We start from the raw sequence: 16,999 nt of genomic DNA on the forward strand, positions 1-16,999 counted from the left end.
TGGATTAAGAGGTAAAAGGCACCCCCAATGAAACGGAGGAGCCTCCGTTTAATCTAGTGGCCTGCCGCATCGCGTCAAGCCCAGAAAGTGCTTGGAGCTCATTTTGGCCTCGGCCCCGGCAAAGACAGCACCGCGCAAACCGCAACCGCTGCGCGCCGACGCACGGCGCAATCGCGACAAACTCATCGAAATCGCGGCAGCTGCCTTCGCGGAAAGTGGCGTTGAGACCTCCTTGGAAGACATTGCTCGCAGGGCTGGTGTTGGAATCGGCACGCTCTATCGACACTTTCCGACACGCGAACATTTGGTCGAGGTTGTCTATCGCCGAGAGCTTGAAGGCCTCGCCACGGCGGCAAGGGAGCTGGCGGCGAACCACCCGCCAGACGATGCGCTGGAAGAATGGATGCGTCGTTTTGTGGGGTACATCGCCGCCAAACGAGGCATGGCGGGCAGCCTGAAAATCCTGATGGACTCAAATGCCTCATTATTCGCAGACGGCAGCGGCATTCTGCGTGAAGCCGCCGACGGGCTCCTGCGCACAGCGGCAAATCAGGGCTTTATTCGAAACGATATCGATACGACGGACCTTCTGCACGCCCTTTCGAGCATCTATTCCCTGCCGGCGTCACCGGAGTGGCGGGATCGCTCGAACCGGCTTATCGGCCTGTTGATGGACGGATTGCGGACGAAGAAATAATGCTGCCGCCGGGCCTTGTGGCAAAGGGGAAGCGGCGCTCCAGGCGCCGCCTTCAGTTCATGCTGCCCGGACGCTCGAGCCCAGCGGAATTTCCACATCGATTTCGAGGATCGACATGTGCTCGTCGCGATCCATCGTCACGCGAACCCTTTCACTGTCGACCTGCACATGCTTGGCGATAACGGCGAGAATTTCCTCGCGCAACAGCGATATCAGATCGGATCCGGCCGAAACCCGCTCATGCGCGAGCAGCACTTGCAGGCGTTCGCGGGCCGCCGGTGCGGTCCGTTGTTTGCCAAAGAAGCTGAAGATGCTCATGCAGCTGCCCTCCGTCCGAAGATCTTGCCGAAGATGCCCCGCTTCTCTCCCGGGACGACGACCGGCAGTTCCTCGCCGGCCAGTCTGCGCGCAGCATCGAAATAGGCCATGGCTGGTGCGCTGCGGCTATCGGCCAGGGTCACTGGGGCACCAATATTGGAGGCGCGCAGCACATCCGTGCTTTCTGGAATAATGCCAAGCAGCGGAATGGAGAGGATCTCCAATACGTCATCGACCTTGAGCATGTCACCGCGGTCAGCACGGCTGGCGTCGTAGCGCGTCAGCAACAGATGCTTTTCCATCCGCTCGCCGCGCTCGGCCTTGGCAGTCTTTGAGTCCAGCAAGCCGATAATGCGATCGGAGTCGCGAACGGACGAAACCTCGGGGTTCGTGACGACCACGGCCACATCGGCATGACGCATCGCAAGCGTCGCACCACGCTCGATTCCGGCGGGGCTGTCGCAGATGATCCAGTCGAAATGGCGCTTGAGATCGTTGATCACGCGCTCGACGCCCTCGGCTGTAAGGTTGTCCTTGTCGCGCGTTTGGGAGGCCGGCAACAGGAAGAGCGTTTCCAACCGCTTGTCGCGGATCAGCGCCTGGGACAGCTTGGCATCGCCTTGGATGACATTGACAAGGTCGTAGACGACCCTGCGCTCAGCGCCCATGACGAGATCAAGATTGCGCAGGCCGACATCAAAGTCGACCACCACGACCTTCTCGTTCCTCTGTGCTAAGGCCGCTCCGAGGGCTGCGGTGGATGTGGTCTTGCCCACTCCGCCCTTGCCCGAAGTGACGACGATGACTTTCCCCATCTTTCTCTCCTGTGTGATAGCCAGCTTCGGGCCTAGATAAGTTTCTCTGCCTTGATCGAGTCGCCTTCCAACCAGAGCTGAACAGCCTGCCCGCGAAGGTTCGGCGCTATGTCTTCGGCCATTTTGTAGATGCCATCGATCGCAACCAGTTCGGCCTCGAGCTTGCGACAGAAAATGCGTGCCGAAGTATTCCCGACCGATCCCGCCATCGCGCGCCCCCTGAGCGTTCCGTAGACATGAACCGAACCACCTGCGATAATTTCCGAACCGGATGCGACCGAACCGATGACCGTGACGTCGCCTTCAGGAAAAATCAGCGACTGACCGGAGCGAATCGGCTCGCGAATGACGATCGACTGCAGCGCCGGTCGGGCTTCAACGGCCGCTGGCTGTGTGCGCACATCGATGACCGGCTCCTGCTGCGGCACCTCGAAGTCCGAGACCGGCCGCCCACCCTTGAGTGCCGGCGGCATACCAGGCCCGATCAGCGAAGGCCGGCAACCCTCGATCCCCATGATGCTGACGTTGCGCTGCGCCAACTCACCGATCAAGCCCTTGAGCTGGGCCCGGTCGATCTCCAGGTCACCGACATCAAGCACGACCGGTCGCCCCAGGAAGAAGCCGGCGGAGCGGGCGGCAAGATCGTCTAGTCTTATCAGCCAGTCATCGAAGGGAAGATCTGGCGAAAGCATGACCGCCAGGAAGGAGCGGCCCTTGATGCGGATCGAGCGAGCGTCTGTTAGCACTTTGGTCATCTAGGTTAAGAAATCGTTGACCAATTTCTAATTCTGATTTGGTTAACAAATGGTTAATTTCTGACGCCCGGATCGTTAACAGGTCTCAATTCGTGCAGGGCAAACCCTGCAAGCCGGTGTCTGATGCGCGCTCGACACAGCATCGCAGGCAGCCAAGTCTTGGTGGGAATTTTTTGCTCGAGGCCGGCCTGGCACTGAACTCGCTTCGATAGGTTCAAGCGCGCGCCTGCCGGCCGAGGACCGGGTCGGAACATGAGGAATGCGCCGATCGGCAACAACCATCCGCCAGGGTAATGTTACACCCAAAAATGACAATGGCCCGCGCGGGCGGGCCTTGATCTTTTCGTCTTCTCTATGTCTTAGCGACCATAAACCAGGCGCTTGATATCGCCGCGGGTAACGCCGATGTCCTTCAGTGCTGCGTCGTCTAATCTGGAAAGATCCCGGTATGCCTTGCGGAGCTGAAGAAATTCTCCGATCCTGCTGCCTATTTTCATGTCATATCTCCTTGTGCGTTGCACAATTATATAGCTCATCGCTCCTTCCATGAGCACTTCAAAAACCGCATAAGAGGCATCTCGAATTTGCAAGCTCGACCTTGAGGTTGAGGAGGGTAAGACGCTTGGATCCTGCCGCAAACGTTGTTTCCCCCAATGCACCAGCGCCCCGGTGCAGAACCTCGGATACCCAGGGAACTCGGAACAAGCGTTTCGAAATGAACCTCGGCAATTTCCCGGGAATGGTGAAATCAACATTTCACCAAATGCGATTTTTACCCAAAAACTGAAACGCATTCGCTGCCATGCCGTACTAAACTTTTCAAATATTTCGGAGGATCGAAGATGGCGCAGGCAACGGCATTACTTTTGCGTGGCAGGAACGCACCCGATGAAGGAATTGACTGGCAACGCGTGACCTACCTCCTGCACCTTTCGCGCATTCTTGACGAGATGGAGGAGATGCGGCTCGTTCCTGAGAAAAAGGTGCTCTATCAATTCTCTGCCCGCGGCCATGACATGGCGCAGATCATCCTCGGCCTGCAACTGACGAACCGCCACGACGCCACCTGCGGCTATTATCGCTCGCGCCCGCTGCTTCTTTCGCTCGGTGTCGACCCGGCCGATGCGCTCGGTTCTGCAATGGGCCGCGCCGGCGGTTACTCCGATGGCCGCGATATTGGTGTGGTCTTCAACTATCCAAACAGCGACGGAGCCTCTGCTTTGCCGATGTGTGGCGGCGTCGGCGCCCAATACACGCCTACCGCCGGCTGGGCGCAGGCGCTGCAGTACCACGCGGCCGTGCTTGGAAAGCCCGAATACCGTGGGGCGATTGCAGTCGTCCTTGGTGGTGATGGTTCGGTCGCGTCAAACGGCTTCTGGTCGGCGCTGACAATAGCGACGACGCAGAAGCTGCCGATGCTGTTTTATGTCGAAGATAACGGCTACGGAATCTCCGTACCCTCTGATGTGCAGACGCCCGGCGGAAACATCGCGGCCAATCTCGCGAGCTGGCGCGACCTTGAAATCTTCGAAGGTGACGGCTGCAATCCCGCCGATGTGGCTCGCCTCACGCAGCAAGCCGTCTGCTTCGTTCGCGAGCATCGAATGCCCGCGCTCTTGCGGCTGACAGTTCCACGACTGGAGGGTCACAGCTTCCAGGATACGCAGTCCTATAAGAGCGAAGCTGCCGTCAAGGCAGAATGGGCTCGCGATCCGCTGCCACGTCTGCGGGACTACCTCGTTCCATCGGTGATGACTGCTGATGATTGGGAAGCCTGCAGGCTTGAGGCAAGCGACAACGCAGAACGAGCGCGTTTCGAGGCGGAAGGCCGTGGCGTGGCACCCGTCGAAACCGTCACCCGACATGTGTTCTTCGAGGGCGCAATGCAGACAATGGGTGGCCAGCACAGCGACGGCTACCAGCCCCCTGAATGCAGCGCCGAGATGGTGGCGGATGGCCAGCGCGTCAATATGGTCACGGCGATCAGGCGCACGCTCGAGCATGAACTGACGATCAACGAGCGTGTGGTCCTGTTTGGCGAGGACATCGGTGCAAAGGGCGGGGTCCACGCCGTCACGCTGGGGCTCCAGGAAAAGTTCGGCACGGAACGGGTCTTCGACACATCGCTCTCGGAAGAAGGCATCGTCGGGCGCGCAGTCGGGATGGCGCTTGCCGGGCTTGTTCCTGTTCCAGAAATTCAGTTCCGGAAATATGCAGAGCCCGCAACGGAACAGATTAACGACTGCGGCACGATACGGTGGCGCACCAACAACCGCTTCGCGGCGCCCGTGGTCCTGCGCATGCCCGGTGGCTTCTTCAAGTGTGGCGATCCTTGGCATAGCCAGACAAACGAGGTCGCCTTTGTCCATCAACCAGGCTGGAAGGTCGCCGTTCCCTCGAACGCAGAAGATGCCGTCGGGCTCTTACGCACTGCGTTGCGCGGCAACGATCCGGTGATCTTCTTCGAGCACCGTGCCATGCTTGATCATCAGTGGGCACGCCGACCCTACCCCGGTGACAATTATGCCCTTCCCTTTGGAAAGGCGCGGTTCACACGCCAAGGCGATGCGATCACGATCGTGACCTGGGGCGCGATGGTTCCGCGTTGCGAGGAGGCGGCTGACGGCATTGACGCCGATGTCATCGATCTTCGTACCTTGATGCCCTGGGATCACGAAAGCGTCATTTCATCAGTTCGCCGCACACGGCGTTGTCTGATCGTCCATGAGGATCTTGGAACGGCTGGCTTCGGCGCGGAAATTGCCGCCGTTGTTGCGGACGAAGCGTTTATCGATCTGGACGCGCCGGTCTCGCGATTGACGATGCCAGATATCCCGAGCCCCCATAACCCAGCCCTCCTCGATTGGGCGCTGCCATCGGCCGACCGCATCAGACAGAAAATCACGACGCTCTTGGAGTACTGAAACATGGTCGATTTCGCCGAAGTCCTCGTCCCCGCCGAGCAGGAGGGCACGAAGGCAGTTGTGCGCAACTGGCTGAAGCAACCTGGAGACACTGTCGCGCTGGACGATCCGCTCGTCGAGCTTGAAACCGACAAGGTCACGCAGGAGATTTCTGCACCCGCAGCCGGAATCCTAGACGAGATTGTCATGGCCTCAGGCGCCGATGTCGTGCCGGGTTCAGTTCTCGGTCGTATTCGTCTGAATGCAGCGCCCGCCGGCGAGGTTCGCCGGCCGGAGGCCCGGCGCTCGGCTTCTGGCGACACAGGATACGCTGGCAGCGAACGCTTCTCGCCCTCAGTTCGAAGCGCCGCAAAGCAATACGGTATCGATCCTGCCAAAGTGGCCGGCACCGGCAAGGACGGTCGCGTGACACGCGCCGACATCGATGCCGCGGTTCAGGCAGCGCAGCCGAGCGATCAAGAGCCATCCGGGTCTCGTATCGTAGCCCGCGATCCGATCAGCTCTCGCTCGCGCATGGTTGCCCATACGCCGATGCGGCTCTCGATCGCCCGGCACATGCTGGAATCGATCACAACGGCCCCGCATGTCACATCAATCTTCGAGACGGATTTCACCGCAGTCATCAAGCATCGCGAAAGCAACCGGGCAGCGTTTGCAGCCGAGGGGATCAACCTTTCCTATACCGCCTATGTCGTTGGCGCCTGCGTGGCGGCCATGCAGGCCGTGCCTGAGATCAACAGCCGTTGGCATGACGATCATCTGGAGATCTTCGACGATATCAACATCGGCATCGGCATGGCGCTCGGTGACAGGGGGGTGGTCGTTCCGGTGGTCCAGCAGGTACAGAATCTTTCACTGTCTGCCATCGCCGCCAAACTTCAGGAACTAACGAACCGCGGAAGGGCGGGCGGCCTCACCAAAGCGGACATGGGCGGCGGCACGTTTACCATCTCAAATCATGGCGTATCGGGCTCGTTGGTCGCAACCCCCATCATCATCAACCAGCCGCAATCGGCGATCCTCGGCGTCGGAAAGGTGGAAAAGCGTGTTGTCGTTCGCGAGGTCGACGGTGTCGATACCATCCAGATCAGACCGATGGCCTATGTATCGTTGACAATCGACCATCGCGCGATTGACGCGCATCAGACAAATGCCTGGCTGATGCGCTTCGTCGAAACCCTGGAAGGTTGGCGCGGGTAGCATCGGTACTGCGCAAAAAAGAAAAAGGGGCGCATAAGGAAGTGACGGCGCTTTGCCGTCACTTGGCTGGCGGACGGTCAGTGCCGGATTTATGTGCCACGCATGGCGGACTGGTGGAGGTACCGACATCCAGAACCAGGATTTCCCGATCTCGACCGAAGCCTCTTGCGGCGTCATGCGATATCTTCAAGCTGATCCCTGGTCGCTTGCGCGATCGCTTGTCGGCTTCGACCTTTCTCCAAGTGCGAAGACAGAAACGCCAGCACGTCTGCGAGAGCGCTTCGCAGTGAAGCGCCATCGCGTTTCCAATCCAGTTCCGTCCTGAGGTCTGTCGACATTTTCTCTCTTGCCTTGAAGCAAGGGCTCGGGATTTCTCACGACGTCGCCGGTCAGGCCACGCCTCATGCGTCAACTCGGTATTGTCTTGCCACGGGACAAGCACCTCACCAAAGGCTGCGGGAAGTGATGAAGTGCCTGCGCGAATTCCCCGCCTAAATGCCTCGCATAAGGCAGGTATCACTGCACTTGCTGATGGCGGAGGTGCGATCGGCCAGATTGTCGACATGCGGTATTCAGCCACATTTATCCGACGCCGGTCACGACTGCAGCCGGGCGATCGCATCAAGACAGACCCTTAGATCCCAAGAATTTGCGGGCACATAAGCGCGAACATGTGAGTGCTCCAACGCAAAGACTGCTGGCGGCGTGGCCGTTGCTCTCGTGTGGTCGTTCTCATGACCGTGAGGGCAATCTTTGCGTACATTCCACATCTTCAACAGATGAATAGGCACAATGGTGCCCTATGGTAGCGTTTTTGATTGACTACAACACGGCATGCGCTAGCTGTTATACAAATGACTGATTCCGCATTGGTGGGGATTTATCGCACTTAGGCGCAGGCGCAACGAGGAGGCTTAACCCATATGCCGGAAAATCGTGCGAATTGGCCTAAGCTGGTTCCACAAGGATCCGAATTCTTTCGCCGCGCGGAGGCAGCCTTCTCGCTTTGGGATCTTGATCTCGTTCTTGTCGATTGGTCCGAAAAGCTCGCGGCGCGCTCGGCCTTCAGTGAGCAGTCGCCAACGAAGTTGGGTGATATCTATCCAGCGCTGGCAAAACCTCCCGCCGCAGATCTCGTACAACGCGTCATCAGCACCGGCCGTCCGCAATCCGTTCGATTGGCTGCATCGACAGACGATCGCTATGACCTGCTGCTGTTGCCGGCCAAGGAGGGATTGGCCATCGTCGAGATCGGCGCTGCCGATCGCAACGAGACGGCAACGGCGCACGAGCAGGAACGAGCGCTGCTTCTGCATCAGGCAACCCACGACGTGCTGACGGGACTGCCCAACCGCCGGCAGTTTAGCGATGAATTGGGGCGGCTTCTCCCTACCAACGACAAGAGCGGTCTTGCGCTGATGCAGATCGACCTGGACGACTTCAAGCCGGTCAACGACACGCTTGGGCACGGCGCTGGAGATATTGTTCTGAAGCTTGCCGCCGGCCGGATCCGGAGCGTGCTCGGCATGGACGAGACAGCCTTTCGTCTTGCCGGAGACGAATTCGCAATCATACAGACGGCTCAAGAGCAGCCGGGGAAGGCGGAGCGGCTGGCTGATGCACTGGTTGGGGAATTCAAAAAGCCGTTCGTCGTAGACGGTATCACTGTCTTTGTCGGAGCCAGTATCGGCATTGCGATTGCGCCTCGCGATGGTGATGAGGGCGAGCAATTGATGAAAGCGGCCGACGTCGCGCTCTACGCTGCCAAAAAGGAGGGACGCCGTCGCGCGCGAACCTTTGACCCCAGCATGTTGGTGGTGCTGGAACAGCGGGAGTTGCTAAGGCGCAGCCTCCGGGTCGCGCTCCAGCATGGCGAGTTCTTCCTCGAATATCAGCCTCTTTTCGACCGTTCACGCACGGTGACCGGCTTCGAGGCTCTGTTGCGCTGGCGCCATCCAAGGCTCGGTGTGATTCCTCCGATCGCGTTCATCCCGATGGCAGAGGCCGATGGGCTAATGAGCGAAATCGGCCAATGGGCGCTTGAAGAGGCGTGTCGGCAGGCTCTGAACTGGCCGGACCATTACACAGTTGCGGTCAATCTATCCCCGGCGGAGTTCTTGACAGCAGGCTTCACGGACCGCGTGTCGCAAACGCTCGATCTTATCGGCTTTCCCGCCGAACGTCTGGAACTCGAAATTACCGAAACCGTCCTTCTGGAGCGTACCACCAACAATCTCGATACCTTGAACATCCTCAACGTCCTTGGCATCCAAATATCCCTCGATGACTTTGGGACGGAGTACTCATCCTTAAGTTATCTGAAGAATTTTCCCTTCGATAATATCAAGATCGACAAGTATTTCGTCAACGATCTCATGGGCGACGAAAAGAGCCGGACGATCGTGCGGTCCGTCATTGCCCTGTCCCACGGGCTCGGCATGCGCGTCACGGCCGAAGGGGTGGAGACGGCCGAACAGGCCGCATGGCTCTTGGAGGAGGGTTGTGACAGACTGCAGGGGCACTTCCTGAGCCCACCGATGCATGTGGATCGTATTGGCCAATTCCTCGGTCCGCCGAAAGTGCGGCGGGGCAACAGCGGCGGGTCGAGAGCCATGACGGGACCGGAGGGGGCCGGGATGGCGATCGGCCAAGGAGGTGCGGGTTGAAAAAGCAGGAGGCGACGGCGACGGCAGAGGCGGCTTTCCAGCAACTCCTCAATCTGGAAATGGAAATGGCAACCTTCACCGCCGACTGGCTGCATTGCGACCAGCTCTCGAACTATGTCGCCCGAATGGTCAGTCATGACCGCCGTGATCCGCTGCGCCATTCCAACCTTCTTTCCTCGGCCCTTAACGAGCTCCTCGAGATGTCGTTTCGTTCGGACGCGCAAGAGGGTGCACTGATATGCGCCTTTTATCGTCATGAACAAATCGAGCGCATCGAGCTGAGCTTTCCGTGCCCGTCGCAACAGCACCGCTTTTATTCTGAACTTGTCGAGGCTCTGAAATACGGCGCAAATCTGGCAAACTACGTGGAGGTCATCGCCGACGAGACAGTTCCCCTGGAGAAGGCAATCCTGTTGGGATTGGCGGTCAACTATGACGCAGACATAGAGTTGCGCGCTTCGAAAGCCGACGCGCTCACCTTCGTGGTCGACCTACCGCTTGCGAGGCTTCTCAATTGACCCCGAACAGTTCGTCACCCGGCTTCACGACGAGATTCGATACCAGCAATCAGGAATTTGCAGCAACCGGCGTTTTTCGGCCCCGCTCGGTCGCCGACATCGCGGATGATCTTTTGCTGCTGCGAGACAAGATTGAAACGGTCCAAGGGGTCTTCTACGTCAATTTGAAACGCGTCACGCATATGAACAGCATGGCATTCCGCGCCCTGGCGCGGGTCCTGGTCGACGCCTCCCGATCGCGGCCGGAACTCAAGATTGTGGTTCTCACATCGAGTGTTGTCACCTGGGCGACGCAGATGTTTCGGCATCTGAACGAGCTCTCGCCGAATATCTCCATGGAGATCTATGACTCTGCCTTTTATCCAGGTCAGACATTTGTCGAGGACAAGAGCTTTATCCCGATTCTCCGGACCCAGACAAAAATGACATGGCGTCACGAACGGGAAATTTTGCCGCGTCATGGACTGCGCGGCGGCATGGCAATCGCCGACATTTGCTGTGGCATCGGTGATTTCGCGATGCTTGTCAGGAAGGAATTCGATCCGGCGAGAATCGTGGCGCTCGACCATTCCACGGCAAGCCTCGACTATGCGCGCTCTGTTGCGGACGACTTCTGTGTCCGCGATATCGAATACACCTATGGCGATGCATCGCAGATGCTGTTTGAAAGCGACCAGTTCGATTTTGTGACGTGCCGGCACTCCCTGCAGATCTTCGACCGGCCCGAACTCCTCTTGAGGGAGCTTTATCGGATATGCAAGCCAGGCGGCCGGGTCTATATCACGAACGAAAAGAACTCTCATTGCCTGGGCGAGCCACGCGCCGATAGCATTCAGTGGACCTATAACGAGGTTGCCAAGCTCTTCCGCCATTTCGACATGGACGTGGAAATGGGACCGAAGGGCTCGCGCCTGTTGCTGGATACTGGTTTCGAGGATGTGAGGATCGAAAGTTTCATGGTCACCAACCTCGACGGCGACCCACAGGAGTTTGCGGACGTCATCGAAGCATGGGAGGATGTCTACGCAGGCGAGATGTCCGTCAGGCGCGGCGACTCTCCTGAGTTCATCGCACGATTCCGGCAGGGCTTCAGGGATCATATCTTTGCGGCACTTCACCCGAGAGGCTATACCGGCTGGCCTATCTGGGCAGCTTCGGGGCAAAAGCCGCTATGACTGGTACGTCAACAAAGCCAAGCCTCGGATTGCGTTCGTTTCGGACGAAATTCATCATCGTCGTCGGCGGCGCCGTGCTTTTTGACCTTCTTGTCAGCGGCAGCCTTGCGCTCTGGAACGTGCAACGGCTGTCGCGCGACGCGACCACTCAGGTCGGCGAAGGCCTTGAAAGGGCAAGCCAGGATTATATCCGCTCGTCCACCGATTCGACGGTTGCGCAGGTTGGCCTGCTTCTCGACCAGGTGCATTCCGACGTCAAGGCACTTGCCGGCGTGTTACAGGCGCAGATCGATCGGCCGACGAGAAACAATGTGATCGGGGCGGCAATGGCCAAAGCTGATCCCGATGCTGTAACCGTCGCTTTCGACAGCGCCGGCGGCTGGGCCCAGAACGCACCCGGTTCACCATCCGTCGTCAGTGTCTGGGGTTACCTTCTCGACAAGGATCATCGTCCGCTGCCGCAAGTGCAGGCCGACATCGAAACCAGCGCCGTTCTTGATCTCGTGGCCCCGAACCTCCTGCAAAACGGGGCCTCCAAGCTTCAGATGTACTATATCGGCCCGAAAGAGCGGCCGATCTTTAGGACGGCTCCCTATACAGATCAGGCGCAGACCTTCGACAAGCTCTATCCCGGCCACAATGGGGCGAACTTCTGGGACTTCTTCTTTCCTGGCATCTACGAGTCCTGGCAGCAGTGGGCGCGCAATCCAGCCTCGCGCCCCGTGCCCGAAGACATCACCCAGACTGCCCCCTACACGGATGCCATCACAGGCAAGCTGATCGTCAGTTTCTTCCACCCTCTGTGGACGGCCGACCGCCGCGACGTAGCCGGGATCGCCGGCGCGGATATAACGCTCGATCAGCTGGCCGAAATCGTGGAACACGTGAAGGTCGCAGAAAGCGGTTTCGGCTTCCTCGCCATGTCAAACGGCAATGTTGCCGCAATCAACCGAACTGGAGAAAAGATCATCGGCTTGCGCGCGGCAAGCGAGGCGACCAACCAAGGCGTAACCGGGGTTGACCGCTCGCTGCGAAAAAGTTCGCAAAAAGCCATCGCCTCGCTTCCGCTCGACGCCGATGGCGTCGTTCAACACATTTCACTCAGCGAAAACGGCGAGGACGTGCCCTATCTGGTGGTCACCAAGCAGCTTCGTCCATCCAATCTATGGGTCAAGGGGCCCGTTCAGCGCGAGGTCATGTCGCTTGGCATTGTCGTACCGGAGCGGGAGATTTACGCCTCGCTTATCGCTGCCAGGGAACAGATAGCGCGGGCAACCAACCGCATTCTGCTCTACCAGATCCTCGCAGTGCTCGTGTCATTGCTCATCGTTGCGATTGCGGTATTTGCCGCCTCCAAGCGCATTACCAGCGGGATCAGTGCTCTGGCGGCCGCCGCAAAGCGCATTGAAGCGAAGGACTATTCAGTGCGTGTGGCGATCACCAGCAAGGATGAGGTCGCCCAGGCCGGACTTGCCTTCAATCGCATGGCCGAACAGATCAGCTTCCACACCGAGAACCTCGAAAATCTGGTCGAGGAGCGCACCAAGGAGATCGAAGCGGCAAAGGAAGAAATCTCGGTCTTGAATACGCAGCTGAAGAGCGAAAACCTGCGGCTGGGCGCCGAACTCGATGTGGCCAGGCATATCCAGATGATGGTATTGCCGCGCGCAAGCGAGCTCGGCGCCGTTGCGCATCTGGAGATTGCCGCCTACATGCGTCCTGCTGACGAGGTTGGCGGCGACTACTACGACGTCCTGCAAAATGGCAGGAGCCTGAAGATCGGCATTGGTGACGTTACAGGTCACGGCCTTGAAAGCGGCGTGTTGATGCTGATGGTGCAATCGGTCGCGCGAGCCTTGCTGGAGGCTGGCGAAACGGATCCTTCGAAATTCCTCGCACATCTCAACCGGGCAATCTTCAAGAATATCGAGCGGACGAGGACCAACAAGCACCTCAGCCTGTCTTTTCTCGACTACGATGGTGAGCGCCTCACAATTTCCGGACAGCATGAGGATCTGATTGTCATTCGCCAGACTGGCGAGGTCGAGCGGATCGATACCGGTGACCTCGGCCTACCGGTTGGACTTGAATCGGATATTTCGCCTTTTGTCGATACCCGCGAGATAGCCTTCGAGAAGGGCGACCTCATCGTGCTTCACACGGACGGTGTCACGGAAGCCGAAAACACACGGGGCGAGTTGTTCGGTATCGATCGGCTTTGTCAAAGCGCTCAGCGCTTGCACGGCCAAACCGCCGAGGAGGTAAAGGACGGCATTATCGACGGGTTGATGGCCTATATCGGAACACAAAAAATACATGATGACATCACGTTGGTTGTCATGCGGCATAGGTAATGACATGACGATCATGGTCTTTGGGCAGGAACATCTCACTATTCCCGATGCGACCCACGCCTTCCGACTTCGGTTGCTTGACGGTCCGCTTGATCTTGCCTGGAAGCACTCCGGCATGACGTCCGATTTCATCGCCGAGATGATGGCGCCGAGGTTTCGTCCCTCGAGGCGCATCCATAATCAGCTCAAACAGGACATCGGCTATCTCGCCAACGAACTGATCGAAAACGCCATTAAGTTTCGCCTTCGAGGAGAAGTCGTGGTAGAAGCACTTGCACAACCAGATTGCTTTCGACTCAGGGTGTCAAACTTCGTCGATAGCGAAACGGCTGACAGATTTAAGCAGCTGCTCGGCAAGGTCACAAGCGGCGACCCGGGCGATCTGCTTATCAGGCAGATCGAGGCAAATGCCACGGCCGCAACCGGTGATGCGTCTGGATTGGGTTTGCTGACCTTGATGAGCGACTACGAGGTGCAGTTTGCCTGGCTCTTCGAGGAGGATGGTTCTCGCGAACGAACAAGGCTTGAAACCTATGCCGCGATGGCAATTCCGGCATGAAACGGCAAGAGGTGCGCCATGGAAATTAAAGAAGAAGCCTACCGCGTCTGGTCTGAAGGCAGCACCGTCTATTTTGATGGGACAATGCGATTGTCTGGACCGGATGCGTATGCGCCCGTCCAAGCACTCGCGATGAAGGCGCTCGAAAATGGAGGCGACAAAACCACCTTGGACCTGACGGGCCTGGAGTTCCTTAATTCCTCCGGCATCAACCTGCTCGCCAAGCTGACGATCGAAGCCCGCAAGCGCCCGGATATTCACCTGACTGTTTTGGGGTCATCGCAGATTTCATGGCAGACGAAGTCACTGCCCAACCTGAAGAAACTGCATCCGGGCGTGGACCTGCGGATGACCTGACGGCAGACGACCGAGTGAAAAGAGAGGGCAGTGCTCGCCTGATCGAAAATGGAGGCCGAATTGCCAGACGACGAACGATCGCGCTCCGCCCCTTCACAAGCCGATGCCGGCGTCGGCGACGACGGCAGGGCTGTGCAGATGGAACGTCGTCGCTTTCCTCGAGAAGCGAAATCACAGGACGAGCACCCGGCACCACCACCAGCATTGCGGCCGTTGCGGTTTTCCACGCGCGACCTCGATCGGGAACAGCAATTTGCCGCATGGCAGGCTTATGTCGCGCCGCTTGTCGATATCCGGCGCCCGGATGGTTCTGCCATGGGCTTTGCGGCCGACCACGTAGCCTGGAACCTCGGCGGCATCCTCATGGTACAGCAAAACACGCCGGCCCACAGCTACATGCGTTCGGAAGCGAAGGTAAGGTCGAGCCCCATCGACCACTGGCATGTCGCCGTGTTGCGCAGCGGTCGCACATGGACGGAAGTCGGCGGGAACGTTTCTGAGGGCGAGCCTGGAACTGTGGAGTTGCGCAGCTTGGGACATCCATTTCGCGGTCGATCGACGGACGCGGAGACCCTGTCCCTTTATCTGCCGCGGGAACTGCTCCATCCTGCCTCCACTGGGATCAAGAACAACATCGCACTTTCCGGAACACGCGCCAAACTGCTCGTCGACTATCTGGATGGGGTGGAGGCGAAGCTCGCGCAGTTGGCGCAGGTCGATCTTCCGCACGTTGTCCAGACCATTCGCGACATGATCCTGACCTGGGTTTCCTCATCGCCAGCCCACCATTCATCGCAAGAGACACATAGCAATCTGCCGCTGAAGGAGCGCGTTTACCGCTTCGTCCAGCACAATTTGACGTCGTCTGACCTCACGACCGATCGTTTGTGTCGGGAGCTGGGCATTTCCCGCACACGGCTCTATCAGGCTTTCGAGGCAGACGGGGGGGTCCACCACTATATTCAACGACGACGGCTGCTTTCGGCCCATGCAGCGTTGAGCGATACTTCCAACCGGCAACAGATCGTCGACATCGCGTTTGCAGCAGGCTTTTCCTCGCCCGCGCATTTCAGCCGCGCCTTTAGCAAGGAGTTCGGTTACAGCCCGCGTGAGGCGAGAACCGTGGCCATGCCGTCCTATCTCGGCTACACGGTCGAGTCGGCAGGCCAGGCAGACGGCGCGCAATCCTTCGACAAATGGTTGAGAACGCTCGGGCACAGTCCCCGATCTTGATCGCGTTGAGGGTGTCGTCCGACGCTGAAGCGCAATGGTTGCCTTCCCAACTCAATCCGCAAATGCAAAGGTCCGGCTCGCGGCGGCGTCCGTTCGACCAGAGCACGTCTTGCGAAAGCAGGAACCGATCTCGGGCCAAAGGCATCCGGGACAACAAAGCACTAAAAGGCGACAAGCGAAGCTGAAGACCCCGCCCGTGCTTTAGTCATGCCAGGCCGCACCTGACCTGCATTCGCGTTCCAGTATCGATTAGCGGCAAGAGCGGGGTGGCGCGGTCCAAACCGCCGCAGAAATGTACGCTGCTGCAAGTTTCTGGATGCGCAGCTAACGACAGGCGCCCTGTAAGCCCTTAATAAAGAAGCATAATCGCAGTGCAGTCAGTAGCCGGAGCGCATCGCAATGCGGTCCTTTGTAATTGAAGCAACTTCAGGGGAATGTCATGGAACCTACCAATCCTACGATCCGGATCAGCAATCCTCGATATCCTGCAAATGATCCATACCGCGTCGTCGAGCGCGAAGAAGTCCTCGCACAGGCCTTTCGGGCTTTCGTGCAGCGAGCCGTATCCGCGGGCTGGAAGGAATCGGAGGTCGCTCTGACCTTGGCCGACATCGCCGACGACTATGTAATGGCTCTCGCTCGAAGGGTTACGGCAAACTAGTCTTGAGTACCGTGCGCGTATCGCAGCTGGGGGCGATCGCGGACATGCCAATCCCTTCAACGCAGCCGAGGCCCACCGCTCCGCGATTGATGCGAGGCGGTGGGCCTTGGTCGTTTGACTGCATAAATCCCGCTCAAAGCTGTTCGAGCCCTCCCCTCGAGTTTAAGTGTGGCAGCGATTGGATATAGTCGTAGGCGATCGCGTCGTCTGCCCGGTTGTTGCTTCACTGCCGGTTTGGCCAGGCGGGTCATCAGAGCGATTGGCCATATCGATGCGAAAGACCGGCTATGCAGTCATTTGCTTTACAGATATCACGCTGTACAGTTTGCGAGCAGCCAATGGCCGCGGCTCGAATGTAAGATGGCGCCGCGCCTACAAGGAGGAATGATGTTTCATCACGTTTCTATCGGCGTGTCCGATCTTGAGCGCGCCCGCAAGTTCTACGATGCTGCACTTTTGCCATTGGGCTATGCGAGGCTTTCAACGAGTGACAAGTGGCTGGGTTACGGCGCAGAACAGCCACAGCTTTGGATCAAGCTCGCGGAGCGCCCGGTTGTGCCTGATATGGAGTCGGGACTGCATTTCTGTTTTGTTGCCGACAGCGAGGAAGGTGTCAGAGGCTTTCACGCAAAAAGCATAGCCAATGGCGGGACGGACAATGGCGAACCCGGCATACGTCCTGAATACGCATCGTTCTATTACGCCGCATTCGTCATCGATCCCGATGGCTATCGCCTGGAAGCTTTTTTCCACCACCCTGAATGAAG

At 58.4% G+C, this 16,999-nt stretch carries 16 protein-coding genes and 1 pseudogene; 13 read left to right on the top strand and 4 right to left on the bottom strand.

The genetic code is table 11. The annotated features are described in order from the left end of the window. Positions 1-103: 103 nt before the first annotated feature. Positions 104-697 (top strand): TetR/AcrR family transcriptional regulator, encoded by a 594-nt coding sequence (locus ATY80_RS02530; RefSeq protein ID WP_088691468.1) that lies wholly within the window; start codon positions 104-106, stop codon positions 695-697. 57 nt (positions 698-754) lie between these two features. On the opposite strand, the gene minE is transcribed toward ATY80_RS02530, so the two are convergent. From minE to ATY80_RS02550, 4 genes are all read right to left on the bottom strand, one after another. After that, positions 755-1,015, bottom strand: a complete 261-nt coding sequence (minE, locus tag ATY80_RS02535) for a cell division topological specificity factor MinE (RefSeq protein ID WP_088690900.1) — start codon at positions 1,013-1,015, stop codon at positions 755-757. Further along, positions 1,012-1,830 (bottom strand): septum site-determining protein MinD, encoded by an 819-nt coding sequence (gene minD, locus ATY80_RS02540; RefSeq protein WP_088690901.1) that lies wholly within the window; start codon positions 1,828-1,830, stop codon positions 1,012-1,014. The genes minE and minD overlap by 4 nt, the downstream gene beginning before the upstream one ends. A gap of 32 nt (positions 1,831-1,862) precedes the next feature. Continuing rightward, on the bottom strand, positions 1,863-2,585 hold the full coding sequence (minC, locus tag ATY80_RS02545) for a septum site-determining protein MinC (protein WP_088690902.1): 723 nt from the start codon (positions 2,583-2,585) through the stop codon (positions 1,863-1,865). A 359-nt stretch (positions 2,586-2,944) separates the two neighbouring features. Continuing rightward, positions 2,945-3,082, bottom strand: coding sequence for a DUF1127 domain-containing protein (locus tag ATY80_RS02550; protein ID WP_088690903.1), 138 nt, complete (start codon positions 3,080-3,082; stop codon positions 2,945-2,947). Positions 3,083-3,427: 345 nt separating this feature from the next. Here ATY80_RS02550 and ATY80_RS02555 point away from each other — a divergent pair, with 345 nt between their 5' ends. The 12 genes and pseudogenes from ATY80_RS02555 (at position 3,428) to ATY80_RS02610 (ending at position 16,997) form a co-directional block, all read left to right on the top strand. Continuing rightward, positions 3,428-5,509 carry a transketolase C-terminal domain-containing protein gene (locus ATY80_RS02555; protein ID WP_088690904.1) on the top strand — a complete coding sequence of 694 codons (2,082 nt, stop codon included), beginning with the start codon at positions 3,428-3,430 and terminating at the stop codon, positions 5,507-5,509. A gap of 3 nt (positions 5,510-5,512) precedes the next feature. Next, complete coding sequence (locus ATY80_RS02560) at positions 5,513-6,709, top strand: 2-oxo acid dehydrogenase subunit E2 (RefSeq protein ID WP_088690905.1); 1,197 nt, start codon at positions 5,513-5,515, stop codon at positions 6,707-6,709. Positions 6,710-7,073: 364 nt separating this feature from the next. Beyond that, positions 7,074-7,204: pseudogene (locus tag ATY80_RS29375) on the top strand (LysR family transcriptional regulator); the annotation flags it as partial. Positions 7,205-7,632: 428 nt separating this feature from the next. Further along, positions 7,633-9,375 (top strand): EAL domain-containing protein, encoded by a 1,743-nt coding sequence (locus ATY80_RS02570; RefSeq protein ID WP_088690907.1) that lies wholly within the window; start codon positions 7,633-7,635, stop codon positions 9,373-9,375. 59 nt (positions 9,376-9,434) lie between these two features. Beyond that, a complete protein-coding gene (locus ATY80_RS02575) occupies positions 9,435-9,893 on the top strand; it encodes a ubiquinone biosynthesis methyltransferase UbiE (protein WP_189637091.1) in 459 nt (152 codons plus the stop codon). Then, positions 9,890-11,068 carry a class I SAM-dependent methyltransferase gene (locus tag ATY80_RS02580; RefSeq protein ID WP_088690909.1) on the top strand — a complete coding sequence of 393 codons (1,179 nt, stop codon included), beginning with the start codon at positions 9,890-9,892 and terminating at the stop codon, positions 11,066-11,068. The genes ATY80_RS02575 and ATY80_RS02580 overlap by 4 nt, the downstream gene beginning before the upstream one ends. Continuing rightward, positions 11,065-13,422 (top strand): SpoIIE family protein phosphatase, encoded by a 2,358-nt coding sequence (locus ATY80_RS02585; RefSeq protein ID WP_088690910.1) that lies wholly within the window; start codon positions 11,065-11,067, stop codon positions 13,420-13,422. Before ATY80_RS02580 ends, ATY80_RS02585 begins: the two co-directional genes overlap by 4 nt. A 4-nt stretch (positions 13,423-13,426) precedes the next feature. Then, positions 13,427-13,981: an ATP-binding protein gene (locus ATY80_RS02590; RefSeq protein WP_088690911.1), complete on the top strand. Its 555-nt coding sequence runs from the start codon at positions 13,427-13,429 to the stop codon at positions 13,979-13,981. Between the two features lie 18 nt (positions 13,982-13,999). Further along, positions 14,000-14,338: a hypothetical protein gene (locus ATY80_RS02595; RefSeq protein WP_088690912.1), complete on the top strand. Its 339-nt coding sequence runs from the start codon at positions 14,000-14,002 to the stop codon at positions 14,336-14,338. 138 nt (positions 14,339-14,476) lie between these two features. Continuing rightward, positions 14,477-15,571, top strand: a complete 1,095-nt coding sequence (locus tag ATY80_RS02600; RefSeq protein WP_245306765.1) for a helix-turn-helix domain-containing protein — start codon at positions 14,477-14,479, stop codon at positions 15,569-15,571. 439 nt (positions 15,572-16,010) lie between these two features. Then, entirely contained in the window at positions 16,011-16,232 is a 222-nt protein-coding gene (locus ATY80_RS02605; RefSeq protein ID WP_088690914.1) for a hypothetical protein, read from the top strand. Between the two features lie 387 nt (positions 16,233-16,619). Then, positions 16,620-16,997 carry a VOC family protein gene (locus ATY80_RS02610; RefSeq protein WP_088690915.1) on the top strand — a complete coding sequence of 126 codons (378 nt, stop codon included), beginning with the start codon at positions 16,620-16,622 and terminating at the stop codon, positions 16,995-16,997. Positions 16,998-16,999: the final 2 nt, after the last annotated feature.

The organism is Rhizobium sp. R711 (assembly GCF_002211365.1).
In the GTDB taxonomy this organism is placed as follows: Bacteria; Pseudomonadota; Alphaproteobacteria; order Rhizobiales; family Rhizobiaceae; genus Rhizobium.